This is a genomic window from Alteromonas sp. W12 (genome assembly GCF_001924945.1).
Lineage (GTDB): Bacteria > Pseudomonadota > Gammaproteobacteria > Enterobacterales > Alteromonadaceae > Alteromonas > Alteromonas macleodii.
The window spans coordinates 315,548-330,379 of sequence record NZ_LQXH01000001.1 but is presented as its reverse complement, the minus strand read 5'-3'; the positions used below and the strand labels follow the sequence as shown (position 1 = coordinate 330,379).

Annotated in this window: 11 protein-coding genes; 4 read left to right on the top strand and 7 right to left on the bottom strand. The window is 45.1% G+C overall.

Features of this window, described 5'->3' with window-relative positions:
- Positions 1–56: 56 nt before the first annotated feature.
- From AWH61_RS01360 to AWH61_RS01340, 6 genes are all read right to left on the bottom strand, one after another.
- The gene (locus AWH61_RS01360) at positions 57–1,328 is read right to left on the bottom strand and encodes an inorganic phosphate transporter (RefSeq protein WP_039224609.1); all 1,272 of its coding nucleotides are present in this window, start codon (positions 1,326–1,328) and stop codon (positions 57–59) included.
- Between the two features lie 340 nt (positions 1,329–1,668).
- Positions 1,669–2,385, bottom strand: a complete 717-nt coding sequence (gene phoU / locus AWH61_RS01355) for a phosphate signaling complex protein PhoU (RefSeq protein ID WP_014948403.1) — start codon at positions 2,383–2,385, stop codon at positions 1,669–1,671.
- Positions 2,373–2,543, bottom strand: coding sequence for a hypothetical protein (locus tag AWH61_RS20065; protein ID WP_155279921.1), 171 nt, complete (start codon positions 2,541–2,543; stop codon positions 2,373–2,375). The genes phoU and AWH61_RS20065 overlap by 13 nt, the downstream gene beginning before the upstream one ends.
- The gene (pstB, locus tag AWH61_RS01350; protein ID WP_039230783.1) at positions 2,536–3,342 is read right to left on the bottom strand and encodes a phosphate ABC transporter ATP-binding protein PstB; all 807 of its coding nucleotides are present in this window, start codon (positions 3,340–3,342) and stop codon (positions 2,536–2,538) included. Before pstB ends, AWH61_RS20065 begins: the two co-directional genes overlap by 8 nt.
- A gap of 15 nt (positions 3,343–3,357) precedes the next feature.
- Entirely contained in the window at positions 3,358–4,917 is a 1,560-nt protein-coding gene (pstA, locus tag AWH61_RS01345) for a phosphate ABC transporter permease PstA (protein ID WP_075176031.1), read from the bottom strand.
- Positions 4,910–7,087, bottom strand: a complete 2,178-nt coding sequence (locus tag AWH61_RS01340; protein WP_075176030.1) for an ABC transporter permease subunit — start codon at positions 7,085–7,087, stop codon at positions 4,910–4,912. The genes pstA and AWH61_RS01340 overlap by 8 nt, the downstream gene beginning before the upstream one ends.
- Before the next feature lie 209 nt (positions 7,088–7,296).
- On the opposite strand from AWH61_RS01340, the gene AWH61_RS01335 reads away from it, so the two are divergent.
- The 4 genes from AWH61_RS01335 to AWH61_RS01320 all read left to right on the top strand — a co-directional run bounded on the left by AWH61_RS01335 (position 7,297) and on the right by AWH61_RS01320 (position 12,559).
- Entirely contained in the window at positions 7,297–7,803 is a 507-nt protein-coding gene (locus AWH61_RS01335) for a glycine cleavage system transcriptional repressor (RefSeq protein ID WP_014975755.1), read from the top strand.
- 187 nt (positions 7,804–7,990) lie between these two features.
- Positions 7,991–10,063, top strand: a complete 2,073-nt coding sequence (gene ppk1, locus AWH61_RS01330) for a polyphosphate kinase 1 (RefSeq protein WP_014948398.1) — start codon at positions 7,991–7,993, stop codon at positions 10,061–10,063.
- 16 nt (positions 10,064–10,079) lie between these two features.
- A complete protein-coding gene (gene ppx / locus AWH61_RS01325; protein ID WP_075176029.1) occupies positions 10,080–11,642 on the top strand; it encodes an exopolyphosphatase in 1,563 nt (520 codons plus the stop codon).
- Between the two features lie 149 nt (positions 11,643–11,791).
- Complete coding sequence (locus tag AWH61_RS01320; protein WP_075176028.1) at positions 11,792–12,559, top strand: transporter substrate-binding domain-containing protein; 768 nt, start codon at positions 11,792–11,794, stop codon at positions 12,557–12,559.
- A gap of 24 nt (positions 12,560–12,583) precedes the next feature.
- Here AWH61_RS01320 and AWH61_RS01315 read toward each other — a convergent pair whose 3' ends face one another.
- Complete coding sequence (locus tag AWH61_RS01315) at positions 12,584–14,710, bottom strand: S9 family peptidase (RefSeq protein ID WP_075176027.1); 2,127 nt, start codon at positions 14,708–14,710, stop codon at positions 12,584–12,586.
- Positions 14,711–14,832: the final 122 nt, after the last annotated feature.

Here is a 14,832-nt window from a genome sequence, read left to right as displayed (position 1 = left end):
AGCACGGCCTTTTTTAATTCTTTTCGCTTAATACGAACGTTTGTAAGCGCTGTGTTTTACGCTACGCCAAACGACGCTTTAAGAATGTAGAAGAAAATAATCGAGAGGATTGCGCCTGCAGGCAACGTAACAATCCACGATACGACGATATTTCTCACAATGCCTAGGTTAAGCGCTGATACACCACGCGCCAGACCTACACCTAGTACCGCTCCTACAAGCGTTTGGGTAGTCGAAATAGGTAAACCCGTACCTGATGCGATAACTACCGTACACGCTGCAGCGAGTTCTGCTGCAAAACCGCGGCTTGGTGTTAAGTGTGTAATACCTTGACCAATGGTCTTGATAACGCGATGTCCAAATAGCGCAAGACCCGCAACAATACCTAAACCACCAAGAGGAAGGATCCAAGGTGCAAGCGTAGTGCTAGAGTTAATTTCGCCGCCACTACTTACTACGCTAACTACCGCAGCCAATGGTCCAATAGCGTTAGCTACATCATTTGAACCGTGGGCAAACGCCATACAACAGGCTGTTACTACCATTAGAAGTGCGAATACTTTCTCAACGTTAGCCGCCTGTAGGTCTGCATCTTCAGAACCGCTGAACTTCATACGGCCGATAAACCATTTACCCAAGAAGCCCAACGCTACGGCAATAGCAATCGCCAGCACATATCCGTTAACAGCGCTTAGCTCTAAACCAACGTGCTTAAGGCCTTTCTTGATAGTAACAAGCGACATCACAAAGCCCGCTAATGCCATATAGAACGGCACATAACGCTTAGCATTTGCAAACGGAGAGGCAGTTTGGAAGATGAGCTTGTGCGCGCTCATGAAAATAAGATAAGCAATGATGCCTGAAATAGCTGGGGTTACTACCCAACTACCAACAATACCACCCACTTTGTCCCATGCTACTGCGTCCATGCTGACGCCAGTGGCAGTAAAACCGATGATTGCACCGATAATTGAGTGAGTGGTAGATACAGGCCACCCCAACCATGACGCTACCGCAAGCCAGATTCCAGCTGCAAGTAGTGATGAGATCATGCCTAATACAAGGTATTCAGGTATGTCTATAAAATAGGTTGAGTCGATAATCCCTTTTCGAATGGTAGACGTTACTTCGCCACCTGCTAGGTAGGCGCCAGCAAACTCAAAAATCATTGCAATGATAATGGCTTGTTTTATGGTTAAAGCTTTAGAACCTACTGACGTACCCATTGCGTTGGCAACGTCATTCGCTCCAATACCCCATGCCATGACGAAACCAACGCCGGCGGCAAGGATTATAAGAATTAGGCCATAACTTTCAAAAAATTCCACGGATAATCGCTCCCGATCTAAACGCGATTTAGGCTGGACGCTACTTGAGTAAGTAGCATGATCTCTTCACCATAAAGGCTAGAGAATGAAGTTAAAGACAAATTGTGTTTTATCATAAGGTTCGATTAAATTTTGCACGATCTGTTCTTGGCTGCGGCGCATGATAACGTAATCATGTTAGAAGCCATAGCGAAAATCACTGAAAAACGATAAAAGTATGCGGAATTATTTGAATGCGATGATAAATCCACCAAATATTTCAGTTTTATGACAAATAAATTTCGCATGTATCCATATTTGAATATCAATACGCAAAATCGTACTGACCATTTGGACAGGATTACGTCAAATCTTCCAATTTTTGTTGCATATTTTCCAACGGTGTATGCCTAACATCGGTACCCCGAGTAAGATAAACCACATACTCACACACATTCTTACATCTATCGCCAATGCGCTCTAACGAGCGCATTGCCCACAAAACATCCAACCAATCCTGCATGTCATCGGTGCTTTTCTGCATTTCGGAGGTGGTATACGACAGCAGACGCTTGTATTCACTATCAATTCGGTTGTCTTGGTCGTACACTTCTAATGCCGCAGCCTCATCCTGACGAGCAAAAGCGTCGAATGTGCCGCGCATCATGGCGGCCACGCGCTCGCCAATGAGTAACATGCTGCTCTTAATGGTATCTGAGCTCGGCAACTTATTGCGCGTTACTAGTTTGGCTATACGCTCGATTTCATCGCCCATTCGCTCTATATCGGTAATGGCTTTGGAAATGGTCATAATTAAACGTAGATCGCTGGCGGTAGGATGACGTTTTGCAATAATGCGCAAGCACTCTTCGTCAATTTGAATTTCCATGGAGTTAATTTTTAAGTCGTTCAACACCACTTTTTCAGCCAGAGCGGCATGATTGTGCTTTACCGCTTTTAACGTATCCACCAGCTGCTGTTCAACTTCGCCCCCCATGGTTAATACCGAGTTACGCAAGTTTTCCAACTCGATATTAAATGTACCCGAAATATGCGTGTTTAAGGCTACCTGTCGCATGGTGTTTTCTCCTCGCGGCGTAAGCATAACGAATAACGACAATCAATCGTGCCGCTACCTGTGGCAGAACTATCGTGACAAACCGCTACGTCTTGCCAAACTTCAGCATTGCGGTACAAACCCATGTGAGAACACACACCTACTGCTACCTTATCCATATCGCCCCGTTATGTAGTCTTCGGTTTGCTTCTTATCTGGCATAGTAAACAGCGTATCGCTGTCTGCATATTCTATCAGTCTGCCCTGATGGAAAAAGGCGGTGTAGTCACTTACCCTAGCCGCTTGCTGCATGTTGTGCGTCACGATAATAATGGTGCATTGTTTCTTTAATGCATCCATCAGTTCTTCGATAAAAAGTGTGGTTAGAGGGTCAAGGGCCGAGGTTGGTTCATCAAGAAGTAGAATGTCGGGCTTCAAAGCCAGTGCTCTTGCAATCACCAAACGCTGCTGCTGACCGCCAGATAAAACATGAGCGGACTCAAATAAACGATCTTTAACCTCGTCCCACAGCGCCGCCTGTTTCAGTGCGCTTTCCACCGCGTCGTCTAAGTGTCGACGAATTTTAACGCCTTGAAGCTTAAGCCCGTAGCACACGTTCTCATAAATGCTCATAGGAAAGGGGTTGGGTCGCTGAAAAACCATGCCCACGTTCGTTCTTAGGCGTGACACATTTACTTTGCGGCTATTGATGTTTTGCCCATCAATAATAATTTCACCATCGTATTTGCAACCGTCATACAAATCGTTAAGGCGATTGAAACAGCTAATGAGTGTAGATTTACCACAACCACTTTGACCAATTAACGCTGTGATTTTGTTTTTTGGGATCCGCATGCTGATGTCGTTTAACACATGCTTGTTGCCAAACCACAGGTTGAGGTTTTTAACCTCTACCGCAGTTTGTTCTTCACCAATGTCGTTAACGTTCAGCGTATTGTGTTCAAACAACTTCAACATGTTACAAAACCTGTATTATCCTTTGAGATAGCGTTTGCGCAGGCGCGCTCTAAGTACAACTGCCAGAATATTTAATACAAACACCACCACGAGTAAAAGCAAGCAAGCGGCAAACATCATGCTTGCGCTCTTTCCATCAGTTTGGCTGTGAAACGCTCCGTCATAAATAAGCACGCCCAAATGCATAAACTGCCTATCAAGGTGGAGATAAGGAAACTCTCCATCTATAGGCAAGGTTGGCGCAAACTTGACCGCCCCCACTAACATAAGTGGCGCTACTTCACCTGCCGCCCTCGCAATCGCCAAAATTACGCCAGTCATAATACCCGGAGACGCAATAGGCAATACGGTACGCACTATAGTCTCAATTTTGGTAGCTCCTAATGCGTAACTGCCCGCTTTCAATCCTTCCGGCACCCTGCGCAAGCCTTCTTCAGTCGCCACAATCACTACAGGTAAGGTCAAAATTGCCATGGTTAAGGCAGCCCAGAAAACGCCAGGGCTTCCCATTGTGGGTGCTGGCAGTGTGTCACTAAACAATAGCTCATCAATACTGCCGCCCAAGGTATAAACAAAGAAACCAAGGCCGAATACGCCGTAAACGATAGAAGGTACACCTGCCATGTTGCTTACACTGACACGAATAATGGTGGTAAGCGCCGTGTTAGGTGCATACTCGCTCAAGTAAATAGCGGCTAATACACCAAAGGGCGTTACGATGATGGTCATTAAAAATACCATGAGTACAGTGCCAAACAACGCAGGGAAGACGCCACCTGAGGTATTCGCTTGTTTAGGGGAATCGGTGAGAAAAACACCGATTTCCGAAAACGCCACCTGCCACTTTTCCCATGTACTTAGACGACTGACAAAATCCACATCTTGAATACTAGATATGGGAATAACAAAAGGCGTTTCGTCAGCAAAACTTACCAATAAGGTATACTCGGCTCGTGTTGCTTCTAACGCTTCCACACGCTTTTGGTATTCGTCAAACGATGCCACTAAACGCTCTCTTGCTGGCGCGTCGGCAACAACATTACGTTTATCAAATTGAGATAGCGCTTCGTGAATAGGTGCAAGGTGTTGCGTATTTAAATCTTCAATTTGAGCGCTTATTTGAGCCACTTCCTCTAGCACAATATCAATGTTTCCAAGAGGTTGAGGCGGTTTAGATGGCACGACGATGTATTCAGGAATTGCCAACACACGCCTGCCGTCTAACAATTTTATTTCTGCGCTTTGGTTTGCAAGTAGAGAAGTCTCTATTTCCTCTCGAGATAACTGGATTTGAAAGCCATAAGGATGCTGAGCATCTGAGAATTTAAGTGTCACATCCTCATTTGTTGATTCATCAAATAGGTTCGCAAGCACCGAAAACCTTGTGCCGTCTTGATGCGTACCGGTAACCGTATAGATGGGTTCTGGCCAAAAATATGCCGTACCTCGAAAACTAATAAGTATAAGAACGCTAACTAGCGCAATAAGCAGCAGGCTGGTGAAAAAAGCCGTTAAGCTAATGACTAACGATTGACGCTGTACCGCACTTAACCCAAACGTTGTTCGATTAACCATAGTACGCCCTACTTCTTATACGCTGTCGCAATAGCTCTGCCATGGTGTTTACCAAGAAGGTAAACAGAAACAAAATACACGCGGTGAAAAATAGAATTTGATAGTGCGCCGATGATACATCTGCTTCTGGAAGTTCGATTGCCAAGTTAGCAGTAAGTGCTCGCAAACCTTCTATCAAGCCCCAGCTGGAGATTGGCGTATTCCCCGTCACCATAAGGACTATCATGGTTTCACCAAACGCGCGGCCGAAACCTAGCATAATCGCGGCAACAATACCCGGTAGTGCAACGTGAAGCACAACATGAAGTAAGGTCTGTAGTCGTGTGGCGCCTAAAGCAAAAGAGGCGTGTTTTAAATCATTTGGAACGCCGTTTATGGCATCTTCAGCAAGGGAATAGATACTAGGTGATATGGCCACACCTAACGCTAACGCTACCACTATAGTCGTTTTCCCGATGGGACTATCGGACTCGGCCGCAAGCATTGTAAACCCGTCTACTCCCATTACCGAGAAAATAAGTGAAGGCGCATACTCCACGCTAATATAACCTAAAAGGAACACTCCGCTTATAGCAAATAGTAGCTCTGCTCCGTGTCTTAGCTTCTTTGGTAAGTATTCCGCAACAGGGCGCTGTACCAGGGCAACGACAATAAGCACAAAAGGGATAACGATTAGGAAAAAGGCAAAGGAAAATAAAAACTGCTCAGCTTTTGGCGACAACCAAATAGCCGCGATGAAGCCGATGAGTACACTGGGAATCGCTTCGAGCAATTCGATAGCCGGCTTAATAACGTTGCGAAGGCGGCTTTTAGCAAAAAACGCGGTGTAAATTGCGGCACCGATAGCAACCGGAATAGCAATAAGCAGCGCTAAAAGAGAGGCTTTAATACTGCCTATTAATAGCGGTGTTAAGCTAAACTTTGCCTCTTGAAAATCAGAGGCACTGGTGGTTTGCCATACGGTTTCTTCCGTTTCATACCCTTCGTAGTGCTGCGGTTCAAACAGAGAGGCCCATGTAGTAACGCCGCTTAAGTGCCTGCCTTCCCATACTGATAAGGTGCTATCTGAATAGCCATAAAGCTTATTGCCGTACCAAATGATATTCTCAGCAGAACGCTCTATCTGTTGTGATGCTACTACATCGCCTGATACACGGTTTACCAACAACACTCTTGCTTTGTCGGTCAGCACTGCCACTAAGTTCATACTGGCATGTTCTGCCACATCCTTAACGTTCTCTCCTGGTAGCGCTACTTGGTAGGTTTGTTCAAAGGTAAGGCCTTTATCGCTTTTGCTCAGCACCCAGCGAGTAAGTGCCTGTGTATTGCTGTTCATTAGGAAAAAGGTGCGGTCTTTAGCAAGTGGGAATACAATCTTCTCATCTATTGACGCTGTGATGTTTCCTGCTATTGGCAGTAGTGACGCCCCTTCATCCGTGAGCCTATTTAGGAAAAGGGCATCATCCACTTGGAGTAACACGCTCTGACTGCCGGGTAACAGTACGAGTCTGTCTATATTATGAAACCGTTTATCCACCACCTGTGTAGGACGAAGCCGATTTACCCAACGGATAAACACTTTATTGTCTTGAACGATAGAAACCACTGCCCATTTTGAGGACAGTGCAATGCTCCAGTCACTGCGTCTCTCCCACTCATCTTTGGGAAGCGCGAACGTAATGCTGTTCGACAACGCCGCTTGCGGCGTACTTGTGGCAATATCCTCTGCGCTACCGTCGGTCATATTGAACGATCTAACCGGTAAAACTCTCACTTGGGCGTTGGGAGAAACGTCTACGATATAGTTCTCTCCCATCACACTGTGGGAAGACAGTCTATGCTCACAAGGACGGATGTAATCGTGATTACTTACCAGAGCATCGCCTTTAAGCAACTTTAATCCCAATCGACAGTCAGACTTCCTAACCAGCATTGGCTGACTGTTAATGATGTCGCCTGCGCTGATAATTTTTTCATTATCTGACGTTTTCAAGCTCAACAGATGATTTAAGCTAGGGGTATATGCCAACGGCAGAGCTTGGCTGATTAGATGGGTAATAAGAATAACTAACGTCAACAAAACAAGGCCGCCGAAGCCGGTCACTACATAGCGTGACCACCTGTCGCTTCGCTGGCGTTTTTTGTTTGTGCTGTTGCTGTCGAAAGTCATGCGGCTGTTTAGTAATTCTTATTTTCGAAATTCTTCATTTTTAAGAAGAATAACCCTAAATTGCACTGGTGAGCAGTGTAAGTTTTGTTATGCTAATAGCAAGTGAAAGTTTAAAGCATTACCTTCGCGCAACCTACTCTGCGCCTATGGTATTACCCAACAGGAAGACGATCAAAGTTTTTCTCTACACGCCCAATAAGGAGCATCGTATGCAATCATTGGTTATAAGCATTATGGGTAAAGACAAGCCGGGTTTAGTAGACGCACTGGCTAAGTGTGTATACAAACATGAGGGCAACTGGCAAGGGTCGAGCTTTGCGCATATGGCGGGAATGTTCACCGGTTTTGTAGAAGTACATGTTGCCGATGAGAACAAACAGGGCTTAATAGATGCGCTAGACGCCATTAAAGATTTGTCGGTGCAATCTGTAGCGGTAGCTAGCAGTGAAAATAACAACACCACCAAATTGACGGTTGATGTAATGGGCAATGACAAAACCGGTATTGTCCAAGAGCTCACCTCTGTTTTAAACCAGTTCAATTTGAATATTCTCACCTTTGCTTCACACTGTGAAAGCGCGCCTAACTGGGGCAGCCTGATTTTCAAAGCAAAAGCAGAAATTGCGGTGCCAGAAGATTTTGACGACGGCGCATTGCAAGACTCACTGGAGTCGTTGGCTAACGATTTGGTGGTGGATATTACCGCGAAGCGATAAAAACAAGGGCGTATTTGTGGTGCCATACACTATCCGCGCATCACAATTACGAACTTATCATATTGAAAGTTAATGGAATAACCACAACGCAATGCGTGCGCACTTGCACCAGAATACGTGTTGTCACAGTAGTGTCACTGACTGATGGCAGTCTTTGACCATTTTTATGAACGTGAATTGAGACATTATGGATAACGACGTTTTATATTATCCCAAAGAATTAAGCTGGCTTGCGTTTAACGAACGCGTATTGCAAGAAGCCGCAGATAAAAACAATCCCGCCGTGGAGCGAATTCGTTTTCTTGGTATTTACTCAAATAACCTAGATGAGTTTTATCGCGTGCGCGCCGCTGACGTGAAACGACAAATTACCATTGCGCAAAATGACGGCAATGAAGAGGAAGCTGAACGCCAAACCGCTCTTATGGCACTTATTCAGAAAAAGGTAGTCCAGCTTTCTGAAAAGTTCGACCAAATTCATAAGGATGTGGTTAAGTCCCTAGCTCGCTACAACATACATATTCTTCGAAAAGACGATTTAGACGATTATCAAAAGCAGTGGGTACGCAACTTCTTCGTTAACAAAGCACTGCGTCACATCGCACCTATTTTAATAGATAAGAAGACCGACCTACTTAGCCGTTTGAACGGTACGTCGGTGTATTTATATGTGGCGCTTAGAAGAAAGGACCGCAATCCTAAATTTGCGGTTATTCAGGTTCCTACCTCTGAAATGTCGCGCTTTATGCTGATCCCACCGCAAAAAAGCCGCAAGAAGAAGAGCATTATTATGCTCGATGACATGATTCAGCTGTGTATCGAAGACATTTTCCGCGGTTTCGTGAAGTTCGACGAAATTGAAGCATTCTCGTTTAAAATGACGCGTGATGCGGAATATTCTATCAACGAAGAAATTGACGAAAGCTTCGTTGAAAAGATGTCTGAAAGTATGAAGCAGCGCCTTATCGCTGAGCCTGTGCGTGTTATCTACGACACGAATATGCCAGAGGACATGAAATCTGACTTGCGCAAGCGACTTAAGATAACCAAGCTAGATACCATGCACGCTGCTGGGCACTATCGTAACTTTAAAGACTTTATTGGCTTCCCTAATGTGGGTCGAGAATATTTAGAGCATACGCCGCTGCCTGCTATCGACAGCAAGGCATTCTCTAAGTACAACACCGTTTTCGATGCCATTACTGCACGAGACATACTACTATACTACCCGTACCATCGCTTCCTACACTTCACCGAGTTTTTGCGTCAGGCGGCTTTCGACCCGAATGTTAAGACCATACGTATTAATATTTATCGTGTTGCCAGTAATTCACGCATTGTAAACTCGTTGATTGACGCAGTAGACAACGGCAAAAAAGTAACCGTTGTGGTAGAACTTCGCGCCCGTTTTGACGAAGAGGCAAATATCGAATGGTCTAAGCGCATGACTGATGCAGGTATACGCGTTGTGCTTGGTGTGCCTACCCTTAAAATTCACTCTAAACTTTGTATTGTGACCCGTGAAGAACGGGGCAGTTTGGTGAACTATGCGCATTTCGGTACGGGTAACTTCAACGAGAAAACAGCAAAGATCTATACCGACTACAGCTTATTCACCCGTAATCAAGAACTCGCCGATGAAGGCGTGGCGGTATTCGATCTTATTCAATACCCTTACCGACGCTACAAGTTCCAGCATCTTCAAATATCGCCATTAAACGCCAGAACCAAAATTCAGTCGTTAATTCGTCAAGAAATTCAGCATTTGAACCAAGGCCAAAAGGCACAAATCACTTTCAAAATTAACAACCTTGTTGATAAAGAACTCATTGATGATTTGTACCGGGCTAGCCAGGCGGGGGTTAAGATCCGCGGTATAGTGCGCGGTATGTGCTCACTTAATCCAGGGATAAAAGGAATAAGCGAAAACATCGAAATTATCTCTATTGTTGATAGATTTCTCGAACACCCTCGCGTGATGATTTTTGAAGGTGGCGGCGATAGAAAAGTGTATATATCTTCTGCTGACTGGATGACCCGTAACATGGACAACCGCATTGAAGTAGGTTGTCCAGTGTATGATAAAGGTCTTCAGCAGCGCATTGTTGATATAATGGAGCTACAATTTAAAGATACCCTGAAGGCTCGAGTGATTGACAAGGATCAGAGCAACAAGTACGTTCGCAGGGGAAATCGTAAAAAACTTCGTTCTCAGATAGAAATTTATGACTATTTGAAGAAGCTAGAAGACACTTTGTAGGATAGAAAATTAGTACATGACCCAGCACGAATCAGTTTTTAATGACGTGGAAACCCGCGAAGTCAATAAAGTCGCAGCACTAGACATTGGCTCAAATAGTTTTCACTTAGTAGTAGCACGCATTGTTGCTGGGTCTGTGCAGATTCTGCATAGAGTTAAACAAAAAGTACGCTTGGCCGAAGGTCTCAACGACGACGATATCTTGTCTGATGAAGCGATGGAGCGTGGGCTTGCTATGCTAAAAGTAGTAGCAGAGAGCCTGAAAGGTTTTGAGCCCGACTCCGTGAGAATTGTCGCCACCCACACGTTGCGCAGGGCGCGTAACGCCCGCGATTTTATCAGCGCAGCAAAAGATATCCTTCCCTACCCTATCGAAGTCATTTCTGGTGTAGAAGAAGCGCGACTTATTTATTCAGGCGTTGCACATACTAACCACTCCGACGGCCAACAGCTGGTTATTGATATAGGCGGAGGCTCTACTGAGTTCGTTATTGGCGAAGGTTTTACGCCTTTACTTTGCCGCAGCCTTCAAATGGGCTGCGTAAGCTATACCAAACGGTTTTTCCCTGACGGTGAGCTAAAGCCAAAAGCCTTTGATCGCGCTATCACGGCTGCACAGCAAGAGCTTGAGTTAATAGACAATAAATATCGCAGACTGGGCTGGGTCCAGTGTATCGGTACGTCGGGTACCATTCGTTCGCTGTTCACCCTTTGTCAGCAAGACAGACCTAATGGCCACGATATTCCGGTGACACTTAAAAGTTTGCGCAATTTAATGAAGCAATTCATAAGCGCAGGACATATAGACAAATTAAGCTACCCAGATTTAAGTGAAGATCGTCGTGTGGTTATTACTGGCGGCCTCGCTATTCTTATCGCCGTTTTCAAAGCGCTAGAGATTGAAGGCTTGGTGTACTCGCCTGCCGCCTTGCGCGAAGGCGTGCTTTATCAGATGGAAGATGAGCTTCATCACGCTGATATTCGCGGCAGAACCGCGAGTAGTTTGGCAACCCGCTACGATGTAGATACGTCCCAAGCCACTATGGTGCTTAATACAACCCTTTCACTTTTCAACGATGTTGAAAAAGCATGGAAACTTAAAGGGCGTGACTTTAAAAGCATGCTCGGCTGGGCAGCTTTACTTCACGAAGTCGGCATGCAAATTAACTCTCGAGGCATACAAAAACACAGCGCCTATATTCTTGGTAATGTGGACATGCCTGGGTTTACGCAGGAACAACAATTACTGCTAGCTACGCTCGTGCGATTCCATAGAAAGAAAATTCGAACCAATGAATTGCCCGCATTTAATCTTTTCGATGAGCAGTCGGTTAAGCATTTAATCGCGTTACTGCGTTTGGGTGTACTGCTTAATATTAAACGCCAAGAGGGTTTTGTACCTGACCTCGTTGTTAATGTAGAAAAGAACGAACTGACCATTACCTTCCCCGATGGCTGGTTAGATGAAAAACCTATTATCTCAGCTGACCTGCTACGAGAAAGCCACTACTGGAAAGCGCTTGATTTAAAACTCACAGTTGTTCCTGATATCGAGCAATTACATCCCGCGGTAGAATAAGCAAGTACCGACTATCAGCACCTCAAATTGAACATTTTATAGGCAAATATCAGTATTATTTGCCTATAAAACCGGTATACTACGCATTAGCATTACCTTATCTAAAACCTCCAATTGATGTTATTTTTTATAGGTTCTTAACAGTAGTTATGTTTCGTAGTATCTGGATTTTTTTGTTGCTGATTGTAAGTTCATTTGCCTTCGCATCGTCCAACCATGTCTACTTTCTAACCGAGGTCACCCCACCCTATTACTGGATTAATAAGGATGGAAAAGCACAAGGCGTCAACGTAGACCTCGCAAACGCACTAGAACCTCTGCTGCCATTTAGCAGTTCGTTAGAGCGCATGCCGTGGGCCCGTGCAGTACAAGAAACCCTCGACAATCCCAATCTGGTACTTCTATCTTTATTGAAAACACCGAACAGGGAAGATGAATTTGAGTGGATTTCATCAGTAAATCACATGCAAGCCTCGCTGATCCGCTTAAAGCAGAAAGAGACAGCACACGTCAATTCCTTAGACGACGCGAAGCAGTTCCGAGTAGGCTCAATACGTGGCTATGGCTCAGCATCGTTTTTGCAGCAAGAAGGTTTTGAAGAAAATAAAAACCTCGCTTTAGTTGCTGAGCCAGCACTACTGTGGAAGCTTTTGTATATGGGGCGCATCGACTTTGCATTAGCCAATTTTGAGACAGGAAAGTATGAAATCAGCGACGCAGGCTTTAACCCTAACGACGCAACGAGCGAATATGTTATCGAAGCATTGGGTGCTGATCTTTTTGTTGCCACTGGCCTTAAGACTGAGCAAGACAAAGTAAGCTCACTTAAACATGCGCTTTCGATTTTAAAAGCGAATGGCGAATATGCTCGAATACTAAAAAAATGGGGCCTTGAACCGATTGAGTCGGCGCATTAGCCCCACTTAGTCTCAGCACACTAATTATTGAGCTTCAACTTGCGTACTTTGTGACTGCACGCTGTCGTATTTTTTAAACCACGCCAAGATATTTTCAACTTTACCAATCATTCTAGATGGCTTAGAAGCAATCCCGTGGGGCGATCCAGGTACTTTTACCAGCACGCTATCAACCTTTTGAATCTTTAACGCTTGATAGAACTGCTCGGTCTCAGACATTGGCGTGCGCTTGTCCTCCACTCCCGTGATCAGCATGGTGGGGGTCGTTACATTGCCTACTAGCGATAGCGGTGAGCGCTTCCAGTAGTGCTCTACATTATCCCAAGGCATACCCGGAAATTGGAAAGGGATTTGATATAGACCTGAATCGGCAGTCAGCACTTTCGATAACCAGTTGATAACGGGTTTAGCGACTACGGCTGCTTTAAATCGGTTAGTAAGGCCAATGGCATAGGCTGATGCAATGCCGCCTGCTGAACCACCAGTAATAAACAGTCGCTCTGGATCAGCGATGCCTTTTTCAATAAGCGCATCTACGCCCGACATATGGTCTGAGAAGTCATATTCCGAACTGTATTTCCCTTGAAGTAGCAATGCAAAGCGTTCTCCATAACCTGTACTACCTCTGTGATTATCATAAAACACCACGTAGCCCTCTGCAGCCATGCGCTGCAGCTCGGCCGTGAAGACAGGGCCATAAGCGAGATTAGGTCCGCCATGAATTTCTAAGATAAGCGGATACGTTTTCGAACTGTCATAGTTTGGCGGCAGAATGTACCACCCCTGGATTTCTTCGCCATCAATAGAAGACGGATAGACAATTTCTTTTACTTCGCCAAGTTGCTTATGACCTAGGACGTCTTCGTTTAGTGCAGTGAGCTGTCGCTCGTTTCGCGTAGTGACATATAAATCAGCGGGGCGATCGGTGCGTCCTTTGGTATACGCCACTACATCATCAACAGCGTGATAAGTGCCAAACACATAAGGTCGTCCTATTGTAGTACCGCCCAGCCCCTTAGCTACGGCTTTTACGCTGCCCGATAGCGATACCACATCCACCTGCGCTAAACCGCGAACCGACTGCTGAAAATAAACGTGCTTATTATCTTTCCAGTGAAAGTTAGACACTGAATTATCAATGTCTTTTGTTAAATTTTGAGCATCTGTACCATCGCTCTTCATCACATATAAATAGCTATTTTTGTACATCACTTTTTCGTCATCGCGGCGTGCGTAAGCAATGTGCTTTCCGTCAGGCGATACGACAGGCGATGATTCAAGGCCTTTGTCGCTGGTAAGCTGTGCGATATTACCCATCATATCCACAGAAAAGATGTCCCCCTCAACAGGCTCATACTCCCAATTGTCACTGCGGTTGGCAGAGAAATAGATTTTGTCGCTATCAGGAGAGAAACTTAAGCGCCCATTGTGGTGATAGTTCCCTGAAGTAAGCTGTCGTGCTGTGCCTCCGTCAGCAGGAACAATAAAAATATGGGTGTAAGCAGGTTCAAGAATGCCTCGGCCATCGGCTTGATAGCGCGCTTTGGTAATATATTGAAAGCTAGGAGACCACTTTGCACCGTCAGGCTTTTTAGGCATTTTAACGTCTAGCGGCTTTTCCTTGGCATCAACGCTCATAGTGAAAGCAATGTGCTTACCATCTGGCGACCAAGTGATGTTACTTGGGTTTGAGGTGACATTTGTTACGAGTGCCGTTTGCCCTGTATCCATCCAACGCACATACAATTGCGGTTTACCTTCTTCATTAGAAAGGTAAGCCAATCGGCTACCGTCTGGTGACCAGCGAATAGAATAGTAACTCTTTTTCGACGACAGTAAGGGGCGGTGTGACTTTCCATCAACCGACGCTAGCCAGACGTTCGCTCGACTGCTGTCCGACATAATGTCGTTTGAACGGCGCACATACGCAACATATTTACCGTTTGGCGACACCTGAACTTCGCTCACGTATTCCAAATTAAAAATATCTTCCGATTTAAAATAGCGTTCAGAGTCGGTAGTAAGAGATTCTCTCTCTTTGCTTGCAAGCGCTGTGGATGGCATAGCTAGCGTGCCTACGCTAAATAGTGCAGCCCATATAGCAAACCGTTTTTTGACTGACGGGTACCTGTGATTTCTCGTAAAAGACATATCTCACCTTAATCTATTTGTTCTTATCCGTTCTTTTTTATGGGGTGATCACGTTGTAGTGATGCATTTATTGTCTCCATATTACTGAATATATTCAGCCAATAAAGATTAAACGTTGAGCG

Excerpts from the sequence above, each read along its gene's own strand:
- AWH61_RS01335 (WP_014975755.1), top strand. The coding sequence starts at position 7,297 with ATGCAATCATTGGTTATAAGCATTATGGGTAAAGACAAGCCGGGTTTA.
- AWH61_RS01340 (WP_075176030.1), bottom strand. The coding sequence starts at position 7,087 with ATGACTTTCGACAGCAACAGCACAAACAAAAAACGCCAGCGAAGCGAC.
- pstA (WP_075176031.1), bottom strand. The coding sequence starts at position 4,917 with ATGGTTAATCGAACAACGTTTGGGTTAAGTGCGGTACAGCGTCAATCG.
- pstB (WP_039230783.1), bottom strand. The coding sequence starts at position 3,342 with ATGTTGAAGTTGTTTGAACACAATACGCTGAACGTTAACGACATTGGT.
- AWH61_RS01315 (WP_075176027.1), bottom strand. The coding sequence starts at position 14,710 with ATGTCTTTTACGAGAAATCACAGGTACCCGTCAGTCAAAAAACGGTTT.
- ppx (WP_075176029.1), top strand. The coding sequence starts at position 10,080 with ATGACCCAGCACGAATCAGTTTTTAATGACGTGGAAACCCGCGAAGTC.
- phoU (WP_014948403.1), bottom strand. The coding sequence starts at position 2,385 with ATGCGACAGGTAGCCTTAAACACGCATATTTCGGGTACATTTAATATC.
- AWH61_RS01320 (WP_075176028.1), top strand. The coding sequence starts at position 11,792 with ATGTTTCGTAGTATCTGGATTTTTTTGTTGCTGATTGTAAGTTCATTT.
- ppk1 (WP_014948398.1), top strand. The coding sequence starts at position 7,991 with ATGGATAACGACGTTTTATATTATCCCAAAGAATTAAGCTGGCTTGCG.
- AWH61_RS20065 (WP_155279921.1), bottom strand. The coding sequence starts at position 2,543 with ATGGATAAGGTAGCAGTAGGTGTGTGTTCTCACATGGGTTTGTACCGC.